Below are 11,881 nucleotides of genomic sequence, written 5' to 3'. Positions count from 1 at the left end.
CATTTATCCCGCGCGCGTCGAGCACCGGGCGCGCCCTTCAGCAATATCCGCGGTATCCCCCCGAGCCGCCCCTGCAGGTAGCTCTTACGAATGTCCTTGTCGTGACGTACGTCTTTGAAGTCACTAAAGGAAAACAAACGCGACCCACCCTCGGCGTCTCGCTCGGTCACCCACATTTCATCACGGCGGAAAAAGTGCTGATCCATAAGAAGGACGTCGTGGGTTGTGAACAAAAGCTGCGAACGACTTATGGCGCTACATGTCGCTAGATAGCCCTCCAGAAGCTCCTGGGTCAGCAACGTATGGAGACTTCGGTCGATCTCATCCACCACATAAACGCGCCGCGCTGAAGGTGCGGCGAGATCAAGAAAGGCTGGAAGAAGCTCGATGACTCTTTGCGAGCCATCCGATTCTTCCTCGATATTGAACGAGGCCTCCTCCCCGTCCGCCCTTCGATGGTGAGCAACAACCCGTCGTGCAACAAGTCGACCGTCCTTGCGCGTAAGCGTAATACGTCCTCGCCCGGGGACCCCGGGGACGCGAACGGTCGAGCCCTCCTTCACGCCTAACGACCAATTCGCCTTCAGCCACTCCGAGATCGTTGGGTGAATACCCTCAAGTGGTATCTCCTCGCCGCCCAAGCGAACGATGCCCGTGTCCAGCCGCGCCAGCGCGTCATTCATCACCATATTCTGGGGGTGGGTTTCATCCAGGAAGGGGTCTTTGCCGCCGAAGCGCGCATCCGGGGCGATCAACCTCAACTGGTTCCTGAACCACTCGTAGACGGGGCGGAAGACCTCGATCTTCTGCGAAACAGCGTTTGTTAAAAAGAGCTGATTGTCTCCGGTCCCCTTAAAGGCAAACGTCAGAGCCGCGTCACGCCTAAGGGAGGTATGAAAAACGATATCCCCCGCGCGACGTTCGTAAAGAACTTTGTCTCTAACGCCACTACCGATCTCGGTAAGCCGTTCCTCAAGAACGGCCCTGCGGGTGACTGAAAAATAGAGTTCGTAGACGATCTCGCCGATCAAGATCTCGAGCGTGAAACACGAAGGGCGCTCCGCCGCCCGGGGGTCTAGGCGATGAGGCTCCACCGGAATAAGGCCGTCGGGCGGCGCCCCCCCGACAATAAAGCCCTTCGCAAAGCTAAGGGCTTTGAAGAAATTCGTCTTCCCGGAGGCATTCCCCCCATAGATCGCCGCGACAGGAAGGATCTTCGCCCCATACTTCGCGACCTTAGGAACCCTCGCGCTATGCTGCCGCTCGCGAGTGGCGAGCATGGAAAAACTGGCCGTGTCACGGAAGGACATCCAATTTTCGAGCGCGAAGCGGAGTATCACCTGATCGCTCCTCTAAAGACCTACCCGTCTCGGATTTGGCCGGGAACCGCGATGTACATGGCCATATTTGGACTGTTTGCGAGATATTATCTCGCAAACTCGTCCGAGTCCATCCTCCGGGCGGCGCGTTGCGGCGCAGGATGGGGGTCGGGAACCACAGAGAATCGGGCACCTTGGGCGCCGGGCCCAGACCAACGCGGACCGTCGCCCCTTTTGCAAAACCCAAAGGATAAGGTGCCAACAGAAGGACTCCCGCACGCAGAAGCGCCGGCCCGTCTGGGCGTAGAGCAGACCCTCAAAGACGCAAAGGGCCCACGGCCGAGGAAATACGGCCCCGGGCCTGTGAGGGGGCTCACTCGGCCCATAATTCCGAGGAAAGATCGCGCAGCCTGCGTGGCGACCACGAAGACGGAGTGATCGCAACGGCTTACAAGGGACAGCGCTCCAGGCGCCGAGTCGCCCATATAATATAGGACCAGAAGCAAAGCTTGTGGGTTCGATCAGAAATCCCGCTCGATTTTGAAGGTGCTGAAGAGGATATCGACGGCGGTATGCATGCACCGTGCGCCACGGCACGGTAGTCGAGATCCCAAAGCCACACCTGATTGGCGGACACAACCGACCGTAACGACACAGTTGGGATGGCACCGGTCGGTGAGGACGCGGGGCCTTATCATACCCCGCAAAATACCGGATTCCTCCCGACGGGAGAGCCCGGTAGCCTGTTAGCGCCGTGCACTGAAGGATCGGGGCCTTGCGACCCCTTCTTGTTTGTGGCGACGAACGGCGCGCGCTACACTGACGGAGCATCCACACAATGAGTCGGGAAATGCTCGATACATTGACGTACGCGAAAAAGCTGCGGGGTGTCGGATTCACCCAAGAGCAGGCGGAGACGCAGGCAAGCGCCCTTTACGACGCCGTGAGCAGCCTAACCGCGACCAAACTCGACGTGGTCGAGGCGGCGAGCGAGGTCAAAGACGCGGTGGCGCGGGAATTCACAGACGTGCGCCGGGATATGGCGAACATATGGCACGCTCTACAAGCAACAAATGCCCAGATCTCCCTGCTGCGCGGGATGGTAGGATTCAATCTCGCGTTGACGATGGCGGTGCTCGCAAAATTGCTGGCCTAAGCCCGGAGTCCGGGCGACGGCCGGGGTGACGAAAGGATCTCGTCACCCGACTGAAAGGTCCAACGGGACCGCTCCATCAAAAGACATGCAGGCCTCATTCGCTCGTCCGCCCGCCCCGCCGTTATGTCGTGGTGATTGCCGAAGCCTGTTGGCCATCCACCCTTTTGGTGCGAAGGCTCTCCATCGCGATGGGCGAGGGCTCGAGGCAAGCGGTCGAGCAATATCCGCCATCAGAAATCCCGCTCGATTTTGAAGGTATTGAAGATGATATCGACGGCGGTATTGCGTGCGCCGTGCGCCACAGCATCGAGCAGATCGCGATCGGTCCATCCGAGGGCGCGTAAGCGATCCAGATCCGGTTTGCCCACGGCGTGCGGCGTCACGGTCGCCTTTAGAACGAACAGCAGCATCGCCTTGTCTTTGGGCGCAAGCGGTGTCGCCTCGGGGTCGGCCTTGGTCGCCGCGACCTGCTCGAGTGTCTGCCCGCACATGTTGACTAAGAGCCCTTCGTTAAAACCCACGCAATAGGCGCAGTCGTTGTTCTTCGACACCAGCATGCGGATCGAGGCGAGCAAAGCCGCGGAGAGCGTGGGATGGCTGCGGTAATAGCGCACGGCCTCCCACTGCTGAGCGAGCAACTCGGGGCTTGCGCTATAGATCTGGAGGGCGTTAGGGACGCGGCCGAAGAGATGAGAGATCTCCCGGTAGGTCTCGGCGACGGCCCCGCTCGTCGCATCGGGTGTCTCGGTTGCCAGCAATGTCATGATATGACCTCCTTTTTGAAGAGTAAGGGAAACCTATGAGAGGGGGTGGCTCGCCTCAAGCCAAGCCACGCACATAGTCGCGCAGCTCGCGCAGGCATCGGCGAAAGACCGGCCCCGACTGGCGATTCTTGGCAATGCCCCAGCAACCCTCCCAGGCCGCCAACACAAAGAGCGATGCGGCCTCGCAATCGATGTCTGCGCGAATCCGCCCCTGCGCCTTGGCCCTCGCAAGGGCGGCCTGCAGTACGCCTTGCCAGCGCGTCAGAAGGACCGAGAGGTGTTCGCGGAAATCCGGATCGATGGGGCTCATCTCCTGGACCAGATTGTTCAGCGGGCAACCCCACTGGACGGTGTCATCATCCACGCCCCGCGCCCTCTGCTCCAGGAGGGCGAGCAGGGTGGCAAATGGGTCTTCGGCCTCCTCAAGGGGCCGAAACACGCGACCGGCGAGCCGCTCCTGGATCACCTCGTCGATCACCGCGAGACCTAGGGCGTGCTTGCTTGGGAAATAGTGGTAGAGCGCGCCCTTCGTCAGCCCCGTATCCTGCAGGATCGCCGCGAGGCCCGCAGCCTGGAAGCCGTGGCGATAGATTTCCGCGAAGGCCGCTTGCAACAGCCGGCCGCGTGTTTCGTCAGGGGGATGTGCAGTCGTCATGAGATCTATCATACCAACCGGTCTGTAGCTGTCAAGAGCGGATGCCTTGCCTTCATCCGCGCTCAATGCTGTACTCTGGTGCCACCCCAGCGGAGTAGATGACGTGAAACTTGTGACACCCCTTGCGGTACTGTTCGCGGCGGCCGGCGCGCTGACGGGCTTCCTGCTGCGGCCATCCGACGTTTTTGGGGAGCAACTGCCATTGTCGATCGTGTTCACGCGCGGATCCAACCTGCACGGCATGAACCGGCTGTTGATCCCGCTTGCCCAGCGCTCCTTCAATGAAATGGCCGCCGGTCTCATCCTGGGGGCGGTGCTCGGAACGGTCGTGGGCGCGCTGCTGGCGCGGCGCTAAAAGAGTTTTCATGCCACGCCCTTCCCCTGGACCGGGGAGGCCAGTACAATGCGCCGGTCCGACACCCAACCGAGCGTCGCCCCTATAGCATCACCTCGCGTGTTGCCTGTATACTGCGCGCCCCTTTCCCCCTGCGTCCCTATGACAACCCAAAATCTTCGGAATATTGCGATTATCGCCCACGTCGACCATGGCAAGACCACGCTGGTCGATGAACTGCTGAAACAGTCCGGCACATTCGAGAGCCGGGCGACCATCAGCAGCCGCGTCATGGATTCGAACGACCTGGAGCGCGAACGCGGCATCACGATCCTCGCCAAAAACACGGCGATTCGTTGGCGCGATCATCGCATCAATATCGTCGATACACCCGGACACGCGGACTTTGGCGGAGAAGTGGAGCGCGTCCTGTCCATGGTGGACTCCGTGCTTCTGCTCGTGGACGCCGTCGATGGACCCATGCCCCAGACGCGCTTCGTGACGCGCAAGGCCTTCGCCTTAGGGTTGCGACCCATCGTCGTCATCAACAAGGTCGACCGGCCGGGGGCGCGCGTGAATTGGGTCCTGGACCAGACTTTCGACCTCTTTGACAAGCTCGGGGCCACTGAAGAGCAGCTCGACTTCCCGGTCGTATACACCTCGGCCCTGTACGGCTACGCGGGCCTCGCGCCGGACGTCCGGGAGGGCGACATGACACCGCTCTTCGAGGCCATACTTCGCCATACGCCGCCGCCCGATGTCGACCCCGACGGCCCGTTCCAGATGCAGATATCGAGCCTCGCGTACTCGAGCTACGTCGGCGCCATTGCGACCGGCCGCATAAAGCGCGGGACCGTGCGGACCAACCAAGCGGTCGCGGTCATCGATCGCGAGGGCAAGCGCCGCGACGGCAAGATCCTGCAGGTCCTGGGCTTCCTCGGCCTCGAACGCACGGAGGTCAAGGAAGCCTCGGCCGGTGACATCGTGGCGGTCGCGGGGATCGACCCCGTCTACATCTCGGATACGCTTTGCGACCCGAGCCGCCCTGAGGCACTACCGCCCCTGACGGTGGATGAACCCACCGTCAGCATGACCTTCGAGATCAATACCTCCCCCTTCGTAGGCCAAGACGGCAAGTTCGTGACAAGCCGCCAGCTGCGTGAGCGCCTGGAGCGCGAACTCATTCACAATGTCGCCTTGCGCGTCGAAGATACGGCCGATGCCGACAAGTTCAAGGTCTCGGGGCGCGGCGAGCTGCATCTCGGCATCCTGATTGAGACGATGCGGCGCGAAGGCTATGAGCTTGCCGTGTCGCGCCCACAGGTCATCACCAAGATCGTGGACGGTGAGGTCCATGAGCCGTTTGAGGCCCTGACCCTGGACGTGGAACAGGCCCATCAGGGCGTCATGATCGAGCGGCTCGGGAATCGCCGTGGCGACCTCATCGGCATGGAGCCTGACGCGAGCGGCCGTATCCGCCTGGAATACGTCATTCCGTCACGCGGCCTCATCGGCTTCCAAACGGAGTTCTTGAGCCTGACGTCGGGTACCGGCCTTATGCATCACGTCTTCGATCACTATGGCCCCGTGAAAAAGGGTGACATGGGTGGACGCGTGAACGGCGTATTGATCGCCAATGGCGCCGGCAAAAGCGTTGCCTATGCGCTCTTTAGCCTGCAGGAGCGCGGACGGCTTTTCGTGGGACCGGGTGAGGACCTCTACGAAGGGATGATCATCGGCATCCACTCGCGCGACAACGACCTCGTGGTGAACCCGTTGCGCGGCAAACAGCTGACCAATATGCGCGCCTCGGGCTCCGATGAGAATATCCTGCTGACCCCGCCGATCCAGCTGACCCTGGAACGCGCGATCGAGTTCATCGATGACGACGAGTTGGTCGAGGTGACACCGCATCATATCCGGCTGCGCAAGCGCTACCTGAAGGAGAATGACCGCAAGCGCGCCCAGCGCAGCTAAGCGGCCTGTTCGCGGATGGCGTGGAAGCGGGCCTTCGGGAAGCGCTCCGCGGTGAGATCGAGGTGCGAGCGCGACGGTGCCAGATAGGCGAGCGCGCCGTCGGCGTCTCGCGCCAGATAGCCCGCGAGCCGCTTGTACATATCATCGAGCGTACCCGTGTCGGCCTCGATCCAGCGCGCGGCGACCACCGGCGCGGGTTCGAAATCCGCCTCCACCCCATACTCGTTGCGCAGCCTGTAGGTCACGACCTCGAACTGCAGGGCGCCAAGCGCACCCAAGATCATCTCATGACTTGCGAGCGGCCGAAAGAGCTGGGTCGCCCCCTCTTCGGTGAGCTGCTCCAACCCTCGCGACAATGCCTTGCTCTTCAGGGGATCCCGCAAGACCACACGCCGGAAGAGCTCGGGCGCGAAGTTGGGCACGCCGGTGAAGCGCAGATCCTCGCCCGTCGTGAAGGTGTCCCCGATACGGATCGTGCCGTGATTGGGTAAACCCAGAATGTCGCCGGCGTATGCCTCGTCGGCCATGGACCGCTCATTGGCAAGAAAGGTCAGGGCATTGGCGGCATTGATCTCGCGTCCTTCCCGCACATGATAAAGACGCATGCCGCGCCGATAGCGGCCCGAGCAGATGCGGATAAAGGCCATGCGGTCGCGATGCTGTGGGTCCATGTTCGCCTGGATCTTGAAAACGAAACCCGAAAACGCCTCCTCGCCGGGCGCGACCACGCGGCTTAGGGTGGGCCGTGGCAAGGGCGGTGGGGCGAGCGCGATGAAGGCGTCGAGCAGGTCCTGCACACCGAAGTTATTGAGCGCCGACCCGAAGAACACAGGAGACTGGCGCGCGGCGCGATAAGCATCGACATCCACGTCGGGCGCGGCCCCGCGCACGAGCTCGATCTCCTGGAGAATGCGCCCATACTCGTCGCCCAAAAGGATCTCCAGTTCGGGATCGTCCAAGCCGAGCACACGCTCCTCGCGGATGCGTTCGCTGCGACCCTGCGGCAACAACCGCGCCTCGGACTGCGCGAGCCGGCAGATACCACGGAAACGCTGGCCCATCCCAAGCGGCCAAGTGACCGGAGCGCAGCTGATATCCAACACGCGCTCGATCTCGTCCAACAACTCGAGCGGCTCGCGGCCCTCACGATCCAGTTTGTTCACGAAGGTGATGATGGGCGTGTTGCGCATGCGACAGACCTCGAGGAGCTTCACGGTCTGCGCCTCGACCCCCTTGGCCGCGTCTATCACCATGAGCACGGAGTCGACCGCAGTCAGCGTCCGATAGGTGTCCTCCGAGAAATCCTGGTGACCAGGCGTATCGAGGAGATTGACCACCGCGCCGCCGTAGGGGAATTGCATCACAGACGAAGTCACGGAGATGCCGCGCTCGCGCTCGAGCGCCATCCAGTCCGAGGTGGCGTGGCGAGCCGCCTTGCGCCCCTTGACGGCGCCCGCAAGCACGATGGCCCCCCCGAAGAGCAGCAGCTTCTCGGTCAGGGTCGTCTTTCCGGCATCGGGATGCGAGACGATCGCAAAGGTTCGCCGCCGGGCAATCTCTATCGCATGGGAGGACATGGGAACGCGCAAGGATACACGTCGACCGCGAGCAAGACCAGCATCGCTTCGCGTGCCGCCGCGAGGTCGGTATACTGTGAACTTGCATGCTCACACTCTATCCGCCCATCGAGCCCTACGCGGAACACCGCATCGCGGTGGCGCCTCCGCATGTCCTCCACGTTGAGGAGTGCGGTCATCGCGAGGGTCTACCGATCGTGTTCCTGCATGGCGGGCCGGGCGCGGGCTGCGAGCCCTACCATCGCCGATTCTTCGACTCCAAACGCTACCGCATCATCCTCTTCGATCAGCGGGGCGCCGGGCGGTCGACACCGCACGCGGAGCTCGCCGGCAACACAACCCAAGGTCTCGTGGATGACATCGAAGTCATACGGACGCATCTGGGCATCGACCGCTGGGTCGTGTTCGGCGGCTCGTGGGGCGCGACGCTTGCGCTCGTATACGCCGAAACCCATCGGGAGAGGGTCCTGGGGCTCATCCTGCGCGGCATCTTCTTGTGTCGGAGCGCGGAGATCCGCTGGTTCTATCAGGAGGGGGCGAGCTGGGTCTACCCCGACTACTGGGAGGACTTCGTGGCGCCCATTCCGGAGACCGAACGAGAGGACATGGTCGGCGCCTACCATCGGCGGCTGACCGGCCCCGATGAAGACGAGCGCCGGCGTAGCGCCCGCGCCTGGTCCTTGTGGGAGGGGCGCACCGCCAACCTGAGCCCCAAAAAGGACGTCGTCGACTTCTTCGGCCGCAGCGACACGGCGTTGTCCTTGGCGCGCATAGAATGCCATTATTTTTTGCACGACGCCTTCCTGCGCCAGGATCAGATCCTTGCGGATGCCCATCGCCTGAAGGGGATCCCCGGGATTATCGTGCAGGGGCGGTACGACCTCATCTGTCCCATGCGCAGCGCCTGGGACCTCCATCGGGCATGGCCCGAGGCGACGATGCAGGTCGTGCCCGACGCCGCCCACTCCGCGAGCGAGCCCGGCATCACAAGCGCGCTCGTACGAGCCACCCAATCCTTTCTGAAGAGTACCCCGTGGCCACCTTCGCGATAGGCGACCTGCAGGGCTGCTTGCGGTCCCTCAAGGCCCTTCTCGGCCACATCCGCTACCAAGACGGCGTGGATCGTTTGTGGTTCACGGGCGACCTCGTCAATCGCGGCCCAGATTCCCTGGAGACACTGAGGTTTCTGCGCACCCTGACGGATCCCGTGGTCGTGCTCGGCAACCACGACCTCCACCTGCTGGGGGTCGCGTGCGGCGTGCGGCGTGTCGGCGAAGACGACACGCTGGCAACGATACTGCAGGCGTCGGACCGCGTGGAGCTGCTTGACTGGCTAAGAAAGCAACCGCTCCTGTATTATGACGCAGGACATGACGTGGCCATGGTGCACGCGGGCCTCCCCGCCCAGTGGGATATCCACGAGGCGCGGGCTCGGGCGTCCGAACTCGAAGACGTGCTCCGAGGGCCTGACCTATGTCGCGCGCTGGAGAGCCTCTACGGCCCCCTTCCCGACCTCTGGAGTCCTACGCTTACAGGTCCCGATCGGCTTCGTTTCATAGCGAACGCGCTGACCCGCATCCGCTATTGCGACCCACGGGGGCGGCTCGATATGCGCAACAAGGGTCCCCTAGGAACCCAGACCCCCGGGCTCGTCCCATGGTTTGAGGTACCGAACCGCCTAAGCCAGGGAACGCGTATCCTGTTTGGGCACTGGTCGAGCCTGGGCCGTCGCACCTTTGGAAACGCCATCTGCCTCGACAGCGGGTGCCTGTGGGGAGGCACGCTTACAGCCTTGCGACTCGAGGATTCCCGTTTTTTTTCGATACCCTGCGACAGCCGTGGGGCTTGAGGTTTGGACATGAGCAAATACGCGCATCGTATCGAAGTCGGCGTAAAAACCGCCTACCTGGACAATCAATCGGCCCCCGAGGCCAACCGCTACGTGTTCGCGTACACGATTACGATCACCAATACGGGGACCGTGCCGGCCCGGCTGCTGACCCGCCATTGGATCATTACCGATGCCAATAACAAGGTTCAGGAAGTGCGCGGCGACGGCGTGGTCGGAGAACAACCCTACCTGGAACCCGGCATGAGCTTCGAGTACACCAGCGGCGCGATGATAGAAACCCCTGTTGGGAGCATGCGTGGTAGCTACCAAATGGTGGCGGACGATGGCACTTGCTTCGACGCGGACATCCCGGCGTTCACGTTGAGCATCCCGCGAACGCTGCACTAAACGTCCCCATGTCTAAAGCGGGGCTCTAAAGGCGAACGATTTCGCGTCCATGAAGCAGTTCGAGGCTCGTGCGAAGGGACACGCACAGACATGCCAGATGCGACTAGAACACCCAAACGTGGCGTCCTTGATAGAATGCGCATGCGCCAACTTTCTGGCAGTGGTCCCCGTACGTAAAAGAGAAAACGCGAAGGTCGTCAGGGCGTTTCTTGCGGCAAGGACCGCATGGTGGCAGCAAAGGTCCGAGCAAAAAGCGATCGAGATGGAAGCGCAAAAAGGCGCGGCGTAAGACACTAAAATACTGGGACGGGCCCGTACCGTAGCTTGGAGGGCAACAGAAGGCGCTACGCTCGCATGCGTTACGAGCATTGATTGAGATAACCGCTTGTTGCCGGAGCCCGGAGAAGTGATAACAAGAGACCTGGGGACGCTATGACGGTGCAACTCGATAAGGTGGTCCCCTTCGGACGTTCTTTGGATGAGTACAGGCGGTTGTTTGCGCTATCTGATGGGGATCTCCAAAAAAACGGCTCTTCCGGGTTTCGTGTGGGTAGCCCATAAAAGTCTCATGACGGACGCCCTGCTGGATAAAGGTCAAGCTTCCCGCAAGGAAAGAAAATCGCGATGCGATATTGGGTGAAATTCCGATAGCCGCGGGCGTTGGCTTTGAGGAGCTGGATCTGGGCGTTCATGCCCTCTGCGGCGGCACGGGTGTGCGATGTTTCGTGGTGGCGAGTAGCCCCGGCAGATGGCGTTTGAGGGTCTTCGCGGCGGCCATGATGGGCGGGTGTCGCGAGTGAGTCGCCCAGAAACCCGCGGTCGAAAAACTTGTGGGCCGATCCGGTATACCGGTAATCCCAGAAGTCGGCAAACGCCTCCTTGATCGCCCAGGCACGGCCCACTTTCAGCGCATCGACTTTGAGCGTCTGGAAGCGCTCACGTTGGCGATCTGTCCAGTTCCATGGGTTCTTCAGCCCAAGATATCGTGTCTTCGTAAGCGTCTCCTCGCCCTGGGCTTGGAGTTCTCGGTGCTCGCGCCGACGTACTAAGTCAACCGCCTTGTTCAATTCCTTCGCGCAGGGGAACTTGTCATGTACGATCAGGGCTTGCGGAGCCGCTACGCGGGTGGCTTCAAGATAAGGCACCCACATATCCATGGCCACGGCATCGATCGCGTGGCGCTGGGGCTTAAGGATCGCGGTCCAAAGCGTATTGGCAGCCTCCCGGGTGCGTTCGGGCACGACCTCAAGGACTCGTCGCCCCTCGAGGTCGTGCAGCACCGAAACATAATCATGACCCTTGCCGAAGCTCTTCTCATCGAGGCCAGCGTCGCCTTGCGTGCAGAGCAAGCGCAACCCTTCCAACGATCGGCGGGCCACGCCGCGGGTCACCGCCCGTTCCACATTGTGGGCCGCACATTGTAGGCCATATGGCCTACGGCCCATGACCCGGTCTGCTGGGTCCCAAGAGAGCGCCGTCAGCCACTGGGCTTGCACCGGGCTTTGCACCGCCTGCAACACCTGAATGGCATAGGCTTCAAAGAGTTCGGTAAAACGACTCCCGTCCTCGGCCCAGACGACCGGGATCTGTTTGACCCCACACTTCAGACAGTTGACCCGCGGGACGTCAGCCTCGATGAAGGTCTTCCATGGCGTCGTTCAGAGGACGCCCGGTCGCGGACGGATCGTTAACCGGGTACCACGGCCTCACATTCAGGGCAGTGTAGCGGCACGTCTAGCGGCCACCCCACGCGCACCGGTATCTCACTTAAAGCCACGTATCGCCTGAGGCAACTTGCACCACCACTGCCGTCACTCGCCACGGCGCCGGTAATCCCAAGAGCTTTTGGACCAGTTCAGT

At 61.8% G+C, this 11,881-nt stretch carries 11 protein-coding genes; 6 read left to right on the top strand and 5 right to left on the bottom strand.

Annotation, left to right across the window (positions count from 1 at the left end):
* Positions 1-1,340 (bottom strand): AAA family ATPase (locus ACYCTF_RS13270; protein WP_461285018.1); only part of this gene is annotated, 1,340 nt, incomplete at its 3' end.
* A gap of 829 nt (positions 1,341-2,169) precedes the next feature.
* Between ACYCTF_RS13270 and ACYCTF_RS13265 the strand changes: the two genes are divergently transcribed.
* Positions 2,170-2,475 (top strand): hypothetical protein, encoded by a 306-nt coding sequence (locus ACYCTF_RS13265; protein ID WP_461284274.1) that lies wholly within the window; start codon positions 2,170-2,172, stop codon positions 2,473-2,475.
* A 230-nt stretch (positions 2,476-2,705) separates the two neighbouring features.
* Here the strand turns inward: ACYCTF_RS13265 and ACYCTF_RS13260 are convergent, their stop codons facing one another.
* Both ACYCTF_RS13260 and ACYCTF_RS13255 read right to left on the bottom strand, forming a co-directional pair.
* On the bottom strand, positions 2,706-3,239 hold the full coding sequence (locus tag ACYCTF_RS13260; RefSeq protein ID WP_461284275.1) for a carboxymuconolactone decarboxylase family protein: 534 nt from the start codon (positions 3,237-3,239) through the stop codon (positions 2,706-2,708).
* Positions 3,240-3,294: 55 nt separating this feature from the next.
* Entirely contained in the window at positions 3,295-3,894 is a 600-nt protein-coding gene (locus ACYCTF_RS13255) for a TetR family transcriptional regulator C-terminal domain-containing protein (RefSeq protein WP_461284276.1), read from the bottom strand.
* Between the two features lie 103 nt (positions 3,895-3,997).
* Between ACYCTF_RS13255 and ACYCTF_RS13250 the strand changes: the two genes are divergently transcribed.
* Together ACYCTF_RS13250 and typA are read left to right on the top strand one after the other, a co-directional pair.
* Positions 3,998-4,249 (top strand): hypothetical protein, encoded by a 252-nt coding sequence (locus tag ACYCTF_RS13250; protein ID WP_461284277.1) that lies wholly within the window; start codon positions 3,998-4,000, stop codon positions 4,247-4,249.
* Between the two features lie 141 nt (positions 4,250-4,390).
* Positions 4,391-6,205: a translational GTPase TypA gene (gene typA / locus ACYCTF_RS13245; RefSeq protein ID WP_461284278.1), complete on the top strand. Its 1,815-nt coding sequence runs from the start codon at positions 4,391-4,393 to the stop codon at positions 6,203-6,205.
* On the opposite strand, the gene ACYCTF_RS13240 is transcribed toward typA, so the two are convergent.
* Positions 6,202-7,782, bottom strand: coding sequence for a peptide chain release factor 3 (locus ACYCTF_RS13240; protein WP_461284279.1), 1,581 nt, complete (start codon positions 7,780-7,782; stop codon positions 6,202-6,204). The two genes, typA and ACYCTF_RS13240, sit on opposite strands and share 4 nt — an antisense overlap.
* An 86-nt stretch (positions 7,783-7,868) precedes the next feature.
* On the opposite strand from ACYCTF_RS13240, the gene pip reads away from it, so the two are divergent.
* Genes pip through apaG form a run of 3 tightly spaced genes read left to right on the top strand, consistent with a single transcriptional unit; the run spans position 7,869 to position 10,021 of the window.
* Positions 7,869-8,834, top strand: a complete 966-nt coding sequence (gene pip, locus ACYCTF_RS13235; protein ID WP_461284280.1) for a prolyl aminopeptidase — start codon at positions 7,869-7,871, stop codon at positions 8,832-8,834.
* Positions 8,816-9,631 (top strand): symmetrical bis(5'-nucleosyl)-tetraphosphatase, encoded by an 816-nt coding sequence (locus tag ACYCTF_RS13230; RefSeq protein ID WP_461285017.1) that lies wholly within the window; start codon positions 8,816-8,818, stop codon positions 9,629-9,631. Before pip ends, ACYCTF_RS13230 begins: the two co-directional genes overlap by 19 nt.
* A gap of 9 nt (positions 9,632-9,640) precedes the next feature.
* Positions 9,641-10,021, top strand: coding sequence for a Co2+/Mg2+ efflux protein ApaG (gene apaG, locus ACYCTF_RS13225; RefSeq protein ID WP_461284282.1), 381 nt, complete (start codon positions 9,641-9,643; stop codon positions 10,019-10,021).
* 566 nt (positions 10,022-10,587) lie between these two features.
* Here the strand turns inward: apaG and ACYCTF_RS13220 are convergent.
* Positions 10,588-11,370 (bottom strand): transposase, encoded by a 783-nt coding sequence (locus tag ACYCTF_RS13220; protein WP_461285016.1) that lies wholly within the window; start codon positions 11,368-11,370, stop codon positions 10,588-10,590.
* Positions 11,371-11,881 lie beyond the last annotated feature (511 nt).

The organism is Acidiferrobacter sp., from assembly GCF_054609335.1.
Note: the sequence above shows the minus strand (reverse complement) of the source record. Positions and strands in the feature narration are given on the sequence as shown.